At 65.0% G+C, this 17590-nt stretch carries 16 protein-coding genes; all 16 read left to right on the top strand.

Annotated elements, in window-relative coordinates; genetic code table 11:
- The first annotated feature begins 9 nt into the window (after positions 1-9).
- Positions 10-891: a DUF58 domain-containing protein gene (locus tag QF819_00290; GenBank protein MDP6801602.1), complete on the top strand. Its 882-nt coding sequence runs from the start codon at positions 10-12 to the stop codon at positions 889-891.
- Positions 888-1835, top strand: a complete 948-nt coding sequence (locus QF819_00285) for a hypothetical protein (protein MDP6801601.1) — start codon at positions 888-890, stop codon at positions 1833-1835. The genes QF819_00290 and QF819_00285 overlap by 4 nt, the downstream gene beginning before the upstream one ends.
- Entirely contained in the window at positions 1832-2839 is a 1008-nt protein-coding gene (locus tag QF819_00280; GenBank protein ID MDP6801600.1) for a VWA domain-containing protein, read from the top strand. The genes QF819_00285 and QF819_00280 overlap by 4 nt, the downstream gene beginning before the upstream one ends.
- Positions 2836-3870 (top strand): VWA domain-containing protein, encoded by a 1035-nt coding sequence (locus tag QF819_00275; protein ID MDP6801599.1) that lies wholly within the window; start codon positions 2836-2838, stop codon positions 3868-3870. The genes QF819_00280 and QF819_00275 overlap by 4 nt, the downstream gene beginning before the upstream one ends.
- Entirely contained in the window at positions 3863-4657 is a 795-nt protein-coding gene (locus tag QF819_00270) for a tetratricopeptide repeat protein (GenBank protein MDP6801598.1), read from the top strand. The genes QF819_00275 and QF819_00270 overlap by 8 nt, the downstream gene beginning before the upstream one ends.
- 28 nt (positions 4658-4685) lie before the next feature.
- Complete coding sequence (locus QF819_00265) at positions 4686-6443, top strand: BatD family protein (GenBank protein MDP6801597.1); 1758 nt, start codon at positions 4686-4688, stop codon at positions 6441-6443.
- A complete protein-coding gene (locus tag QF819_00260; GenBank protein MDP6801596.1) occupies positions 6440-7207 on the top strand; it encodes a tetratricopeptide repeat protein in 768 nt (255 codons plus the stop codon). The genes QF819_00265 and QF819_00260 overlap by 4 nt, the downstream gene beginning before the upstream one ends.
- Before the next feature lie 44 nt (positions 7208-7251).
- A complete protein-coding gene (locus QF819_00255) occupies positions 7252-7692 on the top strand; it encodes a DUF2914 domain-containing protein (protein MDP6801595.1) in 441 nt (146 codons plus the stop codon).
- A 71-nt stretch (positions 7693-7763) separates the two neighbouring features.
- A complete protein-coding gene (mtnP, locus tag QF819_00250) occupies positions 7764-8624 on the top strand; it encodes an S-methyl-5'-thioadenosine phosphorylase (GenBank protein MDP6801594.1) in 861 nt (286 codons plus the stop codon).
- The gene (locus tag QF819_00245) at positions 8621-8986 is read left to right on the top strand and encodes an FHA domain-containing protein (protein ID MDP6801593.1); all 366 of its coding nucleotides are present in this window, start codon (positions 8621-8623) and stop codon (positions 8984-8986) included. The genes mtnP and QF819_00245 overlap by 4 nt, the downstream gene beginning before the upstream one ends.
- On the top strand, positions 8986-10188 hold the full coding sequence (locus tag QF819_00240) for a hypothetical protein (protein ID MDP6801592.1): 1203 nt from the start codon (positions 8986-8988) through the stop codon (positions 10186-10188). Before QF819_00245 ends, QF819_00240 begins: the two co-directional genes overlap by 1 nt.
- Entirely contained in the window at positions 10185-11084 is a 900-nt protein-coding gene (locus QF819_00235; GenBank protein MDP6801591.1) for a hypothetical protein, read from the top strand. The genes QF819_00240 and QF819_00235 overlap by 4 nt, the downstream gene beginning before the upstream one ends.
- Positions 11081-12643, top strand: a complete 1563-nt coding sequence (locus QF819_00230; GenBank protein MDP6801590.1) for a hypothetical protein — start codon at positions 11081-11083, stop codon at positions 12641-12643. Before QF819_00235 ends, QF819_00230 begins: the two co-directional genes overlap by 4 nt.
- Entirely contained in the window at positions 12643-14847 is a 2205-nt protein-coding gene (locus QF819_00225; GenBank protein MDP6801589.1) for a glycogen-binding domain-containing protein, read from the top strand. The genes QF819_00230 and QF819_00225 overlap by 1 nt, the downstream gene beginning before the upstream one ends.
- 1 nt (position 14848) lies before the next feature.
- The gene (locus QF819_00220) at positions 14849-15259 is read left to right on the top strand and encodes a glycogen-binding domain-containing protein (GenBank protein MDP6801588.1); all 411 of its coding nucleotides are present in this window, start codon (positions 14849-14851) and stop codon (positions 15257-15259) included.
- Between the two features lie 18 nt (positions 15260-15277).
- Complete coding sequence (locus tag QF819_00215; protein MDP6801587.1) at positions 15278-17590, top strand: hypothetical protein; 2313 nt, start codon at positions 15278-15280, stop codon at positions 17588-17590.

Raw genomic sequence — 17590 nt, 5'->3', positions numbered from 1 at the left:
GAGTTCGTCATGATTCCACGAGAGATTCTCCAGGCCGTCGAGGCCATCGAAATCCGAAGCCGCTCGCTTGTGAACGATGTGTTCGCGGGAGAGTATGGCAGCGTCTTCAAAGGGCGCGGCATGGAGTTCGCGGAAGTGCGCGAATACCTGCACGGCGACGACATCCGATCCATCGACTGGAATGTGACGGCGCGCACCGGGCAGCCGCATGTGAAGAAGTTCGTGGAGGAACGGGAACAGACGGTGATGTTTCTGGTGGATGCATCGCGCTCGCTGGACTTCGGAAGCGTGGCACGCATGAAGGGCGAGGTTGCGGCGGAGATGGCGGCGGTGCTCGCGTTTTCCGCAATACGAAACAACGACAAGGTCGGCGCGATCATCTTCACGGATCGGATCGAACTGTTCATTCCGCCCAAGAAGGGGAAGAAGCATGTGCTGCGCGTCATTCGCGAGATGCTCTTCTTCCAGCCGGAGGGTCGCGGGACCGATGTCGGTGGGGCACTGGAGTATCTGTCCCGTGTGATCCCGCGAAAGGCGGTCGTCTTCCTGCTGTCCGACTTTGCCTCTCCTGATTATTCACGGCCGCTTCGAGTTGCGAACCGGCGGCACGACCTGATTGCAATCACCATCACCGACCCGGCGGAGAATGATATCCCGCCTGTGGGTCTGGTGCATGTTCGCGACGCGGAGACGGGCGACGAGCGTGTTGTGGACCTTTCGGAGGCTCGCGTGAGAGAAGCGGTTCGCCGTCGTCGCCGCCGCGACCACGACGACCGGACGGCGCTCTTTCGGAAGTACGGTGTGGATGCCGTGGAAGTCACGACCGATCGCCCCTACGCGGAACCGCTCCGGGCGTTCTTCCGTCGCCGGGAACGGGAGCTGTCGAGATGAGGAAGATGCTGCGGGCGCTTGCGCTTCTGGCTCTTGCGGCACTCCCCGCGTGGGCTGAAGGCGTGCCGGAGATTGCGCGGACCCGGATTGACACCACGCATGTGGCGGTCGGTGGCCGCCTGCTGGTGACGGCCGATCTACCGGAGTTCCCCGAGTGGGCGATTGTGCCTCCGACCGAGGCGACCGAGGCGGCCCCGTTCCGGCTTCGCTCGGCAAGGGCGGTCCCCGCGAGCGACGGACACGCGGAGAGTGCCGTTCGGATGGAGTTCGTGCCGATGAGTCCGGGGGAGGTGGGCTTCCCGTCCCTCCCGCTGGTGGCACGCGGACCGGATGGAAGCGTCACGGAGGTGCGGACGAAGGAGGTGCGCGTCACGGTTGCTTCCAACCTGTCCACGCCGTCCGACAGCGCGGCCGCCCCGGCGCCCTCGCCGCTTCTTCCCGCGCTCAGCGTTCCCAGAGACTGGCGCGTTCCCGTGGTGCTGATCGTCCTGCTTCTTGCGGCGGCGGCTGTGGCGTGGCGCATCATTCGGCGGCGGCGCGCGCGCGAGGTGGCAGAACCGCGCCCTCCCCGCGTGCGCGTTCCCCTGCGCCCCGCCTGGGAGACGGCGCTGGAGGAGCTGGACCGGATTGCCGGGGCGGACCATGTTTCGGCCGGGCGCATCCAGCGGCAGTATGTGGAGGTGACGGCCGCGCTCCGACTTTATCTGGAAGAGCGGTATGGCGTGCCCGCGCTGGAGACGACCACTGCCGACCTGCTGCCCCACCTTCGCCGCGCGCCGATTCCGGACGCGATTCGCGGACGCGTGCTCTCCATGTTGCGCCATGCCGATCTCGTGAAGTTCGCGAAGGCGTGCCCGCCGGAGTCCGAGGCACGGGAGGTCCACGCGGAGACACGGCGCGTCGTTCTGGATACCACGCCGGTCGCCCGGGAGGTGTCGGCGTGACCTTCCGGGACCCCATGGCGCTGTGGGCGCTTCTTCCGATCCTGGCGGCGGGCCTGTTTGTGCTTCGCCGGAATCTCCGCTTGCGGGCGGCCGTGCGCTATTCGTTTACCGCGCCTCTGGCGGTTGCGGGTCCCTCCCTCCGGGTGCGTGCCCGTCGCGCCCTTCCTGTGCTGCGGATTCTGGCGCTCGTCCTGCTGGCCGTGGCGGTGGCGCGTCCGCAGATTGTGGAGCGGGAAGAGGAGATTCTGACCGAAGGCATCGACATCATGCTGGCACTCGATGTCTCCGGTTCCATGCAGGCGGAGGACTTCAAGCCGAAGAACCGTCTCCGCGTGGCGAAGAATGTCGTCGGCGAGTTTCTCGACATGATCTCCAACGATCGCGTGGGGCTTGTTGTCTTTGCGGGGCAGGCATACACGCAGTGCCCATTGACGCTGGACTATGGTGTCCTGCGAAATCTGCTGGAGGGCGTGTCGATCGGCTCCATCGAAGACGGGACGGCCATCGGCACCGCACTGGCGAACAGCGTCAGCCGTCTCCGGGATTCAGCGGCGCACAGCAAGGTGGTCATCCTGCTGACAGACGGGGAGAACAACGCCGGGAAGATCGACCCGTCCACCGCCGCAAAGGTGGCGGAAGCGTTCGGAGTTCGCGTCTACACCATCGGCGTCGGCAAGGAGGGTGGCGCTCCCATTCCGATCGTGCACCCGGTCTACGGGAAGATCCTCGCACGGAACGCGGACGGGTCCATCGCGATGACGAAGCTCGATGAGGAGACGCTCCGGGGAATCGCATCCGTGACCGGCGGCGAGTACTTCCGCGCAACCGACCCCGACGCGCTGGCTGGAATCTATGCGCGGATTCTGGATCTGGAGCGAACGAAGTTCCAGGTGAAGCGATTCGAACGAGCGCACGAACGATTTCGGTGGGCCGCGCTTCCCGCGCTGCTCCTCCTGCTCCTGGAGATGCTGCTGGCGCATACGCGGCTTCGGGTGCTGCCATGAAGTTCTCTCGCCCGGAAGTCCTGCACGCGCTGTGGTTGGCGCCGCTGATTCCGCTTTTCTTTCGCGCGGCGTTCCGTTCGGCGGATCGCGCCCGGCGGCAACTCCTCTCCGATGATCTCGCGGCGCGCCTCGCGCAGGGCTTGAGCCCGTCACGCCGCCGCTGGAAGGCGGTGCTTCAGGGAACGGCGCTTGTCCTGATTGCGTTTGCGTTGGCCGGTCCTCGTGTCGGGAGCCGCGAGGTGACGGTGAAGCGTCGGGGGATCGACCTCTTGATTGCGCTCGACACATCGCTGTCGATGATGGCCCGCGATGTCGCCCCTTCGCGTCTCGGGAAGGCACGGCGCGAAGTGTCCGCATTCCTCGATCGGCTGGACGGGGATCGCGTCGGGTTGGTGGCCTTCGCCGGGGGTGCGCACCTCCAGTGCCCGTTGACGCTGGACTACGGCGCGGCGCGCATGTTTCTGGAGGTACTCGACATTCGCTCCGTCTCGCGCCCCGGCACCAATCTCGGAGCAGCCATTCGCTCGGCGCTCTCGGCGTTCGGTTCCGAAGTTCAGGACGACAAGCACCGGGCGCTCGTGCTCGTCACCGACGGGGACGACCCGTCCGGTGGAGGGGTGCAAGCCGCGGAGGAGGCGGCTCGTCGCGGAATCAGGATCTTCACGATCGGCATCGGGTCCGGTGCCGGAGAACCCATCCCGATGCCGGACGACGATCCTTCCGGAGTGGCATACAAGAAGGACCGATCGGGAGAGATCGTGATGACCGCGCTGGACGAGGAAGTGCTGGAGCGCATCGCGTCAATCACCGGCGGCAGTTATCATCACGCGACGAGGGGAGAACTGGAACTGGACCGCATCCACGAAGAGATCGCCGGGATCGAGGAGCGCGAAGTGGCGTCGCGGAAGTTCACGCAGTTCGAGCCGCGGTTCCAGGTACCACTGGCCATTGCGCTGCTCCTGCTTCTGGTGGACCTCGTGCTTCCGGAGCGCGTTCGCCGCAGCCATGACTGGGAGGGACGCTTTGCGTAGGGGGTTTTCGTCGAGCTTGCTGCTGCCGGTCGTGGCGCTTCTCTCGGCCGGATGGTCGCCGTTCGGGTCGCTGCACGAACAGGTGGCGAAGGGGAACCGGGCCGCCGCGGAAGCGGGCGCGGCGGACAGTGCCTCGGCGGCGCTCGCTCTCTCGCACTATGCGGAAGCGGCACGCATCGATCCCGGGAGTCCCGTTCCGGATTTCAATCGCGGCGTTCTTCTCGCAAAGACGGGGGACGACGAACAGTCCCGCGACGCATTCCTTGCGGCCGCCGCGGCGGAGGACGAAGCCGTTCGTTCCGGGGCGCTCTACAATCTGGGCAATGTGCTGCTTGGCGGGGACGATGCGCAGGGCGCCATTGAAGCGTACCTCAAGAGCCTGGACATCGACCCCGGGAACCCGGACGCGCGGCGGAATCTGGAGATCGCCGTCCGGCGACTGGAGGAGCAGCAGCAACAAGAGCAGCAGCAACAGGACGACCCGCAGGAGCAGGAGTCGGAGGAGAACGAAGACGACTCCGAGGATTCCGGAGATTCCGAGGAGGGGGAACCTCCACCCGAGACGGAGAACCCCGGCGAAGAGGAGACGGAGGAGTCTCCGCCGCCGGAGGAACCCGGAGAGGGCGAGGAGGAGCACTCACAGCAGGACCGTCCGCGCGAGGAGCAGTTGTCGCGGGAAGATGCCGAGCGCCTGCTGAACGCGATCGAGACGGAGGAACTGAAGGTGCTGGAGCAGTTGAACATTCAGGAAGGGGAGGAACTCGGTGCGGACGCGCAGGACTGGTAGCCCGCGGCTCTCCCCTCGCTTCCCTGCGATGGTGGTTCTGCTGATCACAGCCATGGCGACGGGAGCGGCGGCCCTGGAGGTCGTCTTGTCCGCTGACCGTGAGCGTGTCGTGGTCGGGCAGCAGTTCACGGTCGTCGTGGAGGTTCGCGGCGAAGGCGTGAAGAAGCTCCCCGGCCCGGAACTTCCGGCCTCTCCGGGAGTGGAGATTGCCAGCCGGTACAAGTCGCGCAACTTCTCCTACATCAACGGGAGCATGACCGCCAGTCGCACGACGCGCTTCCTGATGGTTCCGACGAAGGCCGGGCGCATCGTGCTGGGACCCGCGACTGCGGCAAGAGGAGACGAGGTCTTCCGGAGCAACACCATCACGGTGGAGGCGGTGCGTCCCGGTTCCTCCGCGTCCGCGTCGCCAAAGCTGGGAGACGAGCGCCCGCCGTCGTCGTCCGGGCGGGATCTCATTGTTACGGCTCGCGCGGAGCCGGAGACGCCCTTCGTGAATCAGCAGGTGACCTACACGCTCACATTCCTGCGTCGCGTGCGCCTTCTGGGAACGCCACACTACGCGCAGCCGGGCTTCGAGGGATTCTGGGCGGAGGAACTGGATTCGTCCCAGGCCACCGAGGTTCTGCTGGAGGGGCAGCGGTACATCGCGGAGCGAGTGCGCGTTGCGCTTTTCCCGACAGGTGACGGGGAGTACGGGATTGCCCCGGCAACGCTGAATGCGACGCTGGAAGACCGGTACCGAAGCCGCCGCGATCTCTTCGGATTCATGCGGGGCGGGCGGAGTGTACAGCTTGCGACGGACTCCATCACGGTTCATGTCCAGCCGTTGCCTGCGGCAGGGAAGCCGGAGGAGTTCTCCGGAGCAGTGGGGCAGTTCCAGTTGGCGGCGACGCTGGACCGGGACACGGTGGCCGCCGGGGAACCGGTGACCCTCAGCGTGCGCCTGGCGGGAGAGGGCAATGTGAAGGTGATCCCCGCGCCGGCCCTTCCCGAAATGCCGGGATTCAAGGTCTACGAGTCCAGCTCCACGGAACGCTCGCACGCGGAGGACGGCGTCATCCGGGGGGAGAAGGTCTGGGAGTTCATCCTGGTGCCGTCGGTGGGGGGGGTGTCGGAGTTTCCCCCGGTGACGCTCGACACCTTCGAGCCCGCCTCGGGGCGGTATGTCCGTCTGGAGACCGCCGTGCTTCCCCTCACCGTGGAAGCTCCGGGGGGAGTGCCGACGGAGGGAGGTGTGGTGCACAGCGGCAAGGAACGGGTCCTTCTCAGGGACCGGGATATTCGATACCTGAAGCCCCATCCGGGGTCGTTCGGGGGACAGGCGGGGCTTCCGCTGCCGCTTGCGGGAATGCTTCTGGCCTATGGACTCCCCGCTCTTGCGGTGGCCGGGTCGGCGGGACTCCGGCGCCACCGGGATAAAATACGAACGGATGTTCGGTACGCACGAAACCGAAGGGCCCGGCGCGTGGCTTCCCGTCGTTTCCGTGCCGCTGACGGGACTTTGAGCGAGAATCGTCTGGAGGACTTCTACGGCGAGGTATCGGCGGCTCTGCGCGGATATGCGGCGGATCGGCTCCATCTGGCGGCCACGAGCCTGGACGAGGCGACGGTTCGGCAGGCGTGGGGAGGGGACGATGAGGCGGCCCGGGCGTCGTCCGACCTCTTCGAGATGCTGATGTTGTGTGACTCGGCGCGCTATTCAGGGCGCGGGTCGGACCCCGGAGCAGCACGAGAGATGCTGACCCGGGCCAAGGCGTGGGTGGAGAGGATGGAGAAGCGATGAGAGGGCGGCACTTCTTCCCGGCGGCCTTTGTGGCGTGCGCCTTCCTCACGGCGGCTCCGGTGCTTGCGGAGTCCGGCAGCGCGGATGCGTCCTTCGACCTGGGGATGCGGCTCTATGAGAGCGGGGACGCGGACGGCGCGGCGACGGCTTTTGCGGAGTGCCTTCGTGCGGGGGCGGAGCACTCCAGCGTTCATTACAACCTCGGGAATGCCCGGTTCAAGCAGGGCGACCTGGGGCGGGCCATCTTCCACTACCGCCGGGCGCTTGCGCTGGCTCCCCGGGATGAAGATGTGACCGCGAATCTGGAATACGCGCGCTCTCTGGCGCTTGACGCGGTGGCGGAGGGAGATCCCCACACGGATCGCCGCGTGGAGCAGTGGATCGACCGCGTGACCCCCACCGAGGTCGCGCGGTGGGCTGCCTTCCTGTGGATACTGGGCGGGATCGCGGGGACCATCTGGCAACTCGGCGGCCGAAGGGCGCGGGGAGGCCATCGCTGGACCGTGGCCTTCCTGGTGCTCTGGGGGGTATGCTCCGCGGCGTCGGGACTTCTGGCGCAACGCGCCGCGGGTTCCCGGGAGGCGGTGCTGCTTGCCCGGGAGGCGGAGGTTCGCGCCGGTCCCGCCGAGACATTCGCCACAGCCTTCGTCCTTCACGAGGGTGCGGAAGTGGTCGTGGAGGGAGAGCGCGGGATGTGGACGGAAATCTCCCTGCCGGGCGATTTGAGGGGGTGGATTCCCTCCGCGGAACTGTCCCGGCTGTAGGGGTGGTCGAGGAAGGGCCAACCCCAAAGAACAGGAGGCGCCTCGTGAACATCGGGCCCCGCTGGTTTGCGTTTGCCCTGCCGCTCCTTCTTCTGATCCCGGCCGGGGCTCTTGCCAAACCGGCCGCTCCGTCTTCCGCGCCCGCGGACTCTCTCGACACGGACGGAATCGCCGTGCTGAAACTGGTGATCTGTCTGGATGTGGTGGATCGGGTTCCCGTGGAGGCCGCCCGCTCTTTTCCGCGAGATGTCGGGAAGCTCTTCGCCTTTTCGGAAGTGGACCGGGCGGAGGCACCCACACGAATCTTCCACCGCTGGTATGTGGGGGAGCGACTCGTGACGGAAGTTCCCATTGAAATCGGCGCCGCGCACTGGAGATGCTGGACGACAAAGACCATTCTGGCAAAATGGCTTGGCCCGTGCCGCGTGGAGGTGGTGACCGAGGGCGGAGAGATTCTTGCTCGCGCGGGCTTCACGCTGGAGTAACGGTCGATGTCCGCACGCAGTTCCGGAGCCGCCCATGCGTCGCCGGGTTCTCACGAACGGAAGGCAGTCGCATGAGCAGCGGTCGGATTGGAATCCTGGGCGGAAGCGGACTCTACGAAATGGACGGGCTTTCCGGCCTCACGGAAGAGACGCTGGAGACACCGTTTGGTACGCCCTCCGACGCCTTCATGCTCGGAACGATCGAGGGCCGAGAGGTGGTCTTTCTGGCGCGGCACGGTCGCGGGCACCTCGTCAGCCCGTCGGAGATCAACTACCGCGCAAACATCTGGGGCATGCGAAAGCTGGGCGTGGACTTTCTGGTGGCGATCTCCGCGTGCGGGAGCCTGCGCGAGAACATTCGCCCCGGGGACTTCGTTCTGGTGGACCAGCATATCGACCGAACGAAGAACCGGGCCGCGACCTTCTTTGAAGACGGCGTGGTTGCGCATGTCATGTTTGCGGATCCGGTAACACCCGCGCTGGTGACCCTTCTGGCGGACGCCGCGGAGAAGACAGGGACGACCGTGCATCGCGGCGGGACCTATGTCTGCATGGAGGGTCCGGCCTTTTCCACGCGTGCCGAGAGCGCGCTCTATCGAAGCTGGGGCGCGGATGTGATCGGGATGACGAACCTCACCGAGGCGAAACTCGCCCGCGAAGCGGATCTGGCGTTCGCGACGCTCGCCCTGGCGACGGACTACGACTGCTGGCGTGAAGGGCACGACGATGTGACGGTGGAACAGGTCATTCGCACACTTCAGAAGAATGTCGAGAACGCGAAGACGACGGTGCGACATCTCTGCGCGGATTTCCCGGAGGACTTTGCGAACCCGCATCGGGGGAACATCGCGTCAGCAATCCTGACCGATCCGAGCCGGATTCCCGAGGCCGCCCGAACCCGACTGGCGCTCTTCCTCGGCGAATCCACATGAAGTGGCTTCTCGTCCTTCCCGTGGCTTCGGTGGTCGGGATTGCGCTCTGGTTTCTTGTGCGCCGCCGACCGCTCTGCAAGCTCACGCTTCTGGAGGAGCACGGAGAGGGGTTGGATTTTCTTGTCTCCGCGCGGCGCACGACCATCGGGTCAGAAGAAAGCCAGGACATCGTGGTCAGCCATCCGAAGATTGCGCGACATCATGCCATCCTCACCTGCGACAAGAAAGGAATCCTGCTGCGCGACTGTTCGCGCCGCGGGATTCGAGTGAACGGACACTCTGTTCCGGAAGCGATGCTCGTTCCGGGTGACCGGATTGAACTCGCCGATCAGGTGGTACTTCTCTTCTCGGGGCCCGCGTGATGCCCGGGTGTGTCCGCCTTGCGGTCTCTCTCCTGGCGGTGTCCCCGCTGTATCTTTGCGGCGTTGCGAAGGCGGTTCCGGAGACGGACCTCTCGGCCCGTATCGCGGTAGACGGGCTCACGGCGGACTGGGACTCGGACGAGAGTGCCTTCGGAACCAACCCGGTGTCCGGGGCGCCGGAGGAAGGCACCAGCGATTCCGAATGGGGGACACAGAACGATGTGCGCCAGATCCGCATCAGCTGGGATGCTGAGTTTCTGTATGTCGCGGTGGACGCAACCATCTGGGACAACAATGTGATCCTCCTGATCGACCATGCCCCGGGCGGGATGACGGAGATGACGAACCTGAACTCGTGGCGCCGGAACTTCGTCTTCCGGAATCTCCAGCCGGACCTCTTTCTGGCAACCTGGGACCGGAACACGCTGCCTCAGGCGTGGACGAGTGTCGGGACGAATCAGGTGACGCAACGAGATGCCACCTCGTTCGCGACCGTCGCGACATTCGATCAGGGGACACCCGGCCGCGCCATGGAGGCCGCGCTGCCGTGGCCCTTCCTGCTGGGTGATGATGCGGTTCGAGACTTCTCGGCTGCTGTCGGCGAATCGCTCTGGGTCGTTCCGGCAGAGCGAAGTGTGCTGCGCGTCGTGGCCATCGTGACCGCGGGCGGCGACGGCACGGGCGGGCCGGACTCCGCGCCGGACAATCTCTCCGGGCACAGCGCGGAATCCTCGGACCAGGTGACCATTGACAACTATGCGGAGATTCCCCTCGACCTGGACGGCGACGGGTTCTGTGACTTCGGGCAATCGGTGAAGGAGCGCGTGAGTTTTCTCGTGCAGCCTCCGGTGCGTGGTGTGCGAATGGAGATTGCGGATGTCGCCTTTGCGAGAAGCGTGATCTCCCCGGAAAACGGGGGCGAACTGGCGTTTCGCGTCCGGCTGTCTCCGGAGGTCCCGTCGGGAGAGTCCTTCCGGACGGTGGTGTTGTCGGCGGAGGTGTTTGACCGGCGCGGGAAGCGGGTCAAGGAACTCTATCGCAACCACGAACGATCCGCGGCGGACCCTGTCTCCCTGGCGATGGATCGCTGGGACGGGCGGGACTGGGACGGGGGGATCGTGCCGGGCGGGATCTATGTGCTGCGCGTTGTGATTGAACCGGAGACACATCGCTTTACGCGCGCGTTCTCGGTGGTCCGATGACGCGTCTGCGGCGAATCGCATGGGTGGCGGGTATTGCGCTCGCGGGCGCGGTGGTCGGCGCGTCTCCGTCGTCGGCCTACTTCGAGACCATGGAGGTGGGTGCACGCGGAGTGGCGCTCGGGAAGACCCATGTCGCTTTGGCGGACGACGCGTCAGCGGTTCACTGGAATCCTGGTGGTCTCCCGTTTCTCGACCGGGGGCAGGTGATCCTTGCGCAATACCGCCCGCATCAGGCGATGGATCTGGCCACGCACTTTGCTGCGGTTTCCCTTCCTGTCGGACGCATGTCCATGTGGTCCGCATGGTCGCACACCGGCGTTCCGGATGCCGTTTCGGAGGACATGCTCTATGCCGGTGCGGGGACCGTGTTGCGCTGGCGGCAGGTGCGCATTGGGGTGGGCGCGAATGTGAAACTGGCGCGAGTGGCCTACCACTCACCCGCGGCGACGGCGTCCGGTGAGCTATCCGGGCTCGGGAGCGAAACCCGCGCAGCCTTTGACGCCGGCGTGCTGGCGATCTTGAACCCCCGCCTGCGTGTGGGAGCGGTCGTGCGAAGTATCGGCCGCCCGTCGTTTGAGTTTGTTCCGGGGGGGGGAGCCACGGGTCTTCGCGTGGAACGGGAGGCGGGTGTGTCCTGGCGCTGGCATCCGGAATCTGCTGTTGCGGCCGCCGTGATCGGAGATGAGGACGGGCGGCCGACCCCGGTCGTTGGCGCGGAGGTGGTCTTTCACCGCGTGTTTGCGCTGCGCGTCGGGATGGGAGACCTCAAGTACTTTGGCGGCGTCGGCATCATGTCCGACCGTTGGGTTGTGGATCTGGCGTTCTCCACACACAACACGCTCGGCATATCCAGCATGGCGTCGGTGGTCATTCCGTTCGGGAGGGCACGGGAGTGAGTCGCCTGCGCCGACTTCGACCCGCGCTCGCGGGAGCCGTCCTCTCAGTGGCCGTGGCCGCTCCCGGGCAGGGCGCGACGCGAATCGAGGGTGAGTATCAACTGCAACTGGACATCCGAAAACAGGACCGTCTGTACGAGTGGGACTTCGACTCCAACAACGACGACTCCTGGGGACTCGTGCAGTTCCGCATTCATTCGGAACCCGCACCGGGTGTGGAGGCGTTTCTCAAGTTTGAGGAAGACTGGAATCGCGGGGGAAACTCCGCGCCCCGCCCGGAGTTTCAATACCGTGAATCCCATGTACGGTTTCGCAAGGAAAAGAACGGACGCGGTGTAGACCTGATTCTCTTCTCCCGGCAGGATCGCTTCTGGGTGGAGAATCATCTGATTGAAGTGGTGCGACCCTGGGCGGCCAACGACGGCGGCAACGCGCAGGGCTTCCGCGCGGACCTCTTTGGGTATGGCGGATGGAACCTCGCGTACATTCACTCGGACTTTTCCAGCCAGTCCAATCCCTCCACGAACCCCGAGGACCCGGCCGACCCGGTCGGCACGGATGACGCGCATGTGTTCCGGGCGCGTCGGGAGTTCCTGGGGGGCGCGCTTCGGACGGGAGTGACATGGAACCGGAAGGTCGAGGCGGAAGATCGATTGGGGGAGGCCGGGCACTTCGAAGTCTTTGCCGGGGACCTGCGCTACACCTGGGGGACGACGGACCTTCTTGTGGAGTTTGCGCGAAGTCAGAATCGGGATGCGGGTTCTGAGCTGGAGCGCGGGGAATTTCGCTGGAACCGGCTGAACGGAAGTACCTGGTACCGCCCACACGAGTGGGCGCCGACGGACGCGGTTCTCAAGGCGGAGCTCCGGTCGGTCACGGTGGGGACGCCCCGCCTGGGATACTGGAGCTTCGCGCCCTACTACTGGTATGCGGGCCGAGCGTACACGAATCCTCTAGGCGATTCCCTCAGCGACGAACAGGGTCTCTGGCTGAACTCGTGGTACCTGCTGCCGGAGCGGGCGGTCACGCTGACCGTGAATCACGGGAGATGGAAGCGCAGCGTTTTTGAGAACAAGAACATGACCGAACTCTACGCGGAGATGTATACGGAGTATGTGAACGGGTTCGCAAGCAAACTGGCGTGGCGACGAAAGCGAACGCACGACCATGCGGACCCTGTCGCGACGGAAACGACGCGAAACGATGACCTGTTTGCGGAAGTGCAGGTGGAGAGCCGCCTGGCGTGGATGAGGATTCAGGGAAAGATCAAGGACTACGGAACGGAGAGGCGAAAGGACCTGGCATCTCTGGAGACCAGCGTGAACCTGACCGGCACGGTAAAGCTGTACAACCGTTTCACCTTCGGGAACGATCCCGCCAGACTTCGCGATTCGTTCTTCGCCGAACTGCAGTACCGGCCGCGTCCGGGGATGGAAGTGTTCTTGTCGTATGGACCCTGGTGGATCGGGGACAATCCGAATCCGGTGGATGATGGGGATCTCGCCGGGGGCGCGCAGAACAAGGATATCGTGAAGTTCACGCTGAAGGGGTACTTCTAATGGCGCGAATCATCCGGCAGGGGTCCGTTCCCGCGCTTCTCTGCGCCCTGGTGCTTGTGGGCGCATCTTCTTCCGTCCGCGCGGGTGTGGTGGGGACTCCCGGTGGGGTCCGGTTTACGCACGCAGCTCCCGGGGCGGGTGGGGTGTTTCTTGCGGGTTCGTTCAACGACTGGAGCACCACCGCTACCGCGATGTCGGATGAAGGCGGAGTCTGGTCGGTGGTGGTTCACCTCGAGGCGGGCACGCACGAGTACAAGTTCGTGGTGGATGGAGAGTGGTTCGCGGATCCCGAACATCCCGGGACTGCGGGCGAATACGGGAACTCGGTCGTGCAGGTGGGGACCGACGGGCGAGTCGGGACCGGCGCGGCTGCTGTCGGCGGGGGGGGCGCGGCTCCGCGCGCGATGCTTTCGCCGAAGGTTGCGCTGGGCGGGCGGATTGCGTCCCTCTACGAGTCCCGCTCCAATCCCGACAACGGCGGACGGTACGAACTGCGTCGGCCGGGGATGGACGCCGATCTTCTCTTCACGATCGCCATGAACGATGTGATGGAGGCGCGGATCCTCACCAACATCCACAATGAAGCGGAGAATGTGGAGGCATGGCGGACGCGGATGCACTTCGATCGCGGAAGCCTGACCTTCGATACGGGACGGCTCTCGGGAGTCGCGTGGGACAACGACCGCGTGGCGGCGTGGGAGAGTGCGCTCCCGATGGTGGGGCGCGTCGGGATCTACGACCACGATTTCGGATATGGAATGCAGGGTGCGCTCCTTGGGCTTCGTCGGGGAGATGCGCGAGTCCGAATCCTGTACGCGGACAACTTCTCAGATGGCGGATACTCGGGCCCGGCACCGGGAGATCTCTTCGAAAACCCGGAGAACTACGCGGTGCTTTCGGCAGGCGGGTGGCGATTCCCGGCCCCGGAGGTGGCGTCTTACGGCACCGCGATCACCAGCGGCGATGAAGATGTCCTGGCGTTGCGTGCCGACACCCGGTGGAGAGGCATGGTGGTGGGCCTCTCCGGGCGGATGGATCGCGGATACAACCCAGGTGCACTGTCGCTGGTGGACCGCGTGGAGCGGGATCCCGTGGGCTTCGGACCTCCCGTATGGAACGCGCGCCTCCGGACATGGGGTACCGCGCTGGAGGACTGGCGCGCGGGCGGGCTGGACCTCTTCCGGGAGCGGGCATGGGGCGCATTGTCAGTGAGGGCCGAAGCGCAATGGGGTGTGGCGCGGGTGCGATCACTGGGCATGGGCGAGGAGTCGGCCATCACGCTGACGACACGGGTGGAAGACGAAGACTCCCTGGCAGTCATCACGACCGTCTCCGTCAACGAAGACCCGGCGGAGGAAGTGGTTCACGATATTGACCGAAGCCGTCGGTGGTTCCTCGGACTGGGCAATCCGTCTTCGGCGGCCGGTTTCGGGTGGGAGGCTTCGGTGCGCGGCGAGGACCACTCGTTCACTCATCTGACCACGGGCGTTCCGGGGACCGTGACGAATCGGTCTCGTGTGTGGCGGCTGGATCTGGACAGGGAGTCCGCAAAGGCCGGGTGGCGAACCGCCGCTTCGCTCGAGTTCGAGTACCACGACTTCTCCTACAGCGCGCGGAGTCCCTGGACCCACCAGTTCTGGTTTTCGGAGAGGAACTTCTGGCTGGAGCACGGGGAGCATGAAGTCACGCCGTCGCGCCTCGTGCTTCTGGGCGGAAACGACGCCGTATTCTATCGGCCGAAACTCGCGTTTGATGTGGTGCCGTCGCACCGCGTGCGGTTTGAGTACGAAGGAACGATCGCCAGTCACGGCCTGAACCGCGAACCAAAGTTCGTGGAGACTCTGCTCAGGCTGGAGTGGCCGTTCGCGGATCGATGGAGGTTCCTGACGGACGCGCGGTTCGTTCGATATCTGGCGCCGGACCTGGGACTGGACGGCTCGTGGGGCTCCGGCTTCTGGGAAGTCGCGTACCAGGTGTCGCCGCGAGCGGAACTGGCGCTTTCGTTCGGGGTGGATCCACAGGTGATCGATCCGGTGACAAACGAGTACGATTCCATCGGTCGCGACCGGTATCTCTTCGAGCGCGGTGCGACCGGATCCACAGCGCGGGACGCGTATCTGTCGCTCGGGGAAGTGATCCCGGCGGCGGAGAGCGCACTGGAACGCGCCCGGGTCATTCAGCTTGAAGCGGTGGTGGAGTTCTAGGATGGATGCTCGCGGCAAGTGCGGGGTCACGGCCCTTCTCCTCGCAACACTGATTGCGGGAGCGGGGTGCGGTTCGCTCTCGTTTATCAAGCGACGCCTGCCGCCCCCGGCTCCGGTGGCAAGCGGAGTGCTGTTTCACTTTGAGGCGCCGTCCGCGAGAGTCGTGCAACTTGCCGGGAGCTGGCCGGAGAACAACTGGCTGAGCGGACAGGGAGAGACGGCCACCTGGGACATCGGGATGATGCAGGATCCGGATGGGGACGGAGTCTGGGAGGTCGTCGTGGACCTGTCTCCCGGTCGCTATCAGTACAAGTTCCGGATTGATGAGACGAACTGGAAGGAAGATCCGAACAACCCGCAGAAAGTGGACGACGGATTCGGGGGGTTCAACTCCCTGGTGATCGTGGACTAGGAGAGAGATATGGCGCAGGTGCGGAGATTCGGAACACGAGGGGCGCTCTGCCTGGGCGCGAGCCTGACGATTGCGGCGACTCTCTCCTGCGACGGGAACCCGGACGACATGATACTCGAGCCCACCGGGGGCCTTGCGCAGGGGATCATCTCCGGTGTCCTGGACTACGGCGAAGGATTCACCGCGCCCTATCCGGAGACTTTCCTCTTCACGATCCCCTCGTATTCAGCAGGCTGTGCGTCGGCCTACAGTTCCATGATGGTGCTCGGAGAGATGAACGCCTGGGACACGGAACTCTGGGGGACCGGACCGGGAATGACTCGTGCCGCGAGTTGCTTCTGGTTATGGGATGTGGAGTTGGCTCCCCAGGACGACGCGGATGGCAATGGTCTTGTGGAGTGGAAGTTTACCACCGACGGCAGTTGGGAGAACTCGTACGCGGCGTGCGACGGTTGTGCGCTTGATGCCGTGCTTCGCTCCGGAGAGGCGGACGACACGAACGGGGACAATCTCGGCGTGGAGATTTCCGAGAGCGGTCGGTACTTTGTCTTGCTCAATGAGAACACGACGCCAGTGAGTTGGGCGGTTCCCGCGGCGGTTGGCGAGGCGAACGCGCACCTGGCGGCTGTGGATGAAACCACCGGAGAGTTCTCGTTCGAAGGTCTGGAAGACGGGAAGTATGCGCTTGCGATCGTCGTGGAGGAATCGTCGGGGCTTCCGGTGCGGGTCGTTCGGGATGTGAGCGTCTCGGGAGACGCAGGGACGGATCTGGGCATCGTACCGGTTGTGCTGAGCGGGGGGATCACCGGCAGCGTGGAGTTTGCGGATGCCCCTGACCCACGCCCGGAGGTGGTGTTGACGCTCTCGGCCGCCGGGGCGGAGGTGGCGGTGGTTACGCTGGCGGCCGGAAGCGCGGAATCCGGCTTTGACTTCACCGGACTCAACAGCGGCAGTTTTGACCTGCGCGTCCATGCCGTGGCGTACATTGACACGCTTCTCACGGTGGAGTTTGTAGACGGAGAGGAAACGGATCTTGGAACGCTGGTGCTCCAGGCGGGGGCGTCGGTTTCCGGGACGATGGCATTTGGGGACGGTCCTCCGGATGCGCCTCCCGTTTCGATTGAAGCGTGGGGGCAGGGTGCAGACCCGGTGCGCTGGTCGAACGCCGTTTCGGACACGACAAACGACTCGTTCCTTGTGGCAGGACTCCCGACGGAGACGCTGGATCTGTCGTTCCGTGCCACGGGCTATCTGGACACTACCTTCGCGGTGTCCGTCACTGCGCCGGAGCTGATGGACATCGGAACCGTCACATTGAGTCCCGGGTGTCGGAGTGTCGCGGAGACGATCCACATCCTCGGGACATTCAACAACTGGGACGAATCGCTCTGGCTCTCCGACGACGGCATGATCCAGACGGACAACTGTGGCTGGGTGGATACTGTGGCGGTCTTCCCTGCGCACATTTCGGACCTCCCGGTTTCGTGGCCGGAGTTCAAGTTTTCGACGGACGGAGACTGGGGCGAGACGCCGGATTACGGGTTCTGTTCGGGGAGCAACTACCACTTCACGAACACCGAAACCACGGGCCCGGTGTGTCTGGATTCGGCAGGAGGGAACCTCCCGATGTATGGCGCATACAGCCCCGGACTTTACGAAGTCACGCTGGACGAGGATTCGCTCGCATTCCGCAGCGTGCTGGTGGAAGCGTTCGCATCGGGCATCATCGGAGCGGTCACATTTGAAGGGATTCCGACTCCGCCTTACCCGCCGGCCACGGTGGAGGTCGCCGCCGCGGCCACCTCCTTTACGCTGGCGTCCGGAGAGACGGGAGCTCAGAACGGGGTCTTCTCCATCGATGGCCTGGATGAGGGAATCTACGATGTGCGCATCGCCGCCACGGGATTCCTGGAGGCCACCGTGGAGGGCGTGGTGGTGGGTGCGGGCGAGACGGTGGATGCCGGGAGCGTGGCGTTGAGCGAAGGGTGCGTTTCCGCGTTCACAGCCATTCAGGTCATGGGCGACTTCAACGGGTGGAGCGAGGGAACTCCCTCCATGACGATGACCTCCCCATGCGTCTGGGCGGACACGCTCTCTGTCTCCGCCGGGTGCCACTACATGAAGTTCCGGACAGCCGATGCATGGGGAAATGACTACGGCGGTTGCGTCCCGCAGGATGACGGGTGCGGGGTCGGGCTTGTCGGGAGTGTCTGTCTGGAAGCGGACCCGCCGGCCATCGGACAGGTGGACTTCACCACCTCGGGGACCGGCAGCTATGAGTTCCTTCTGGATGAGCGAACGATGACCTACACGATTACGAAACTGCCGTAA

The organism is Gemmatimonadota bacterium (assembly GCA_030747075.1).
Classification (GTDB): Bacteria; ARS69; ARS69; order ARS69; family ARS69; genus ARS69.
Note: the sequence above shows the minus strand (reverse complement) of the source record. Positions and strands in the feature narration are given on the sequence as shown.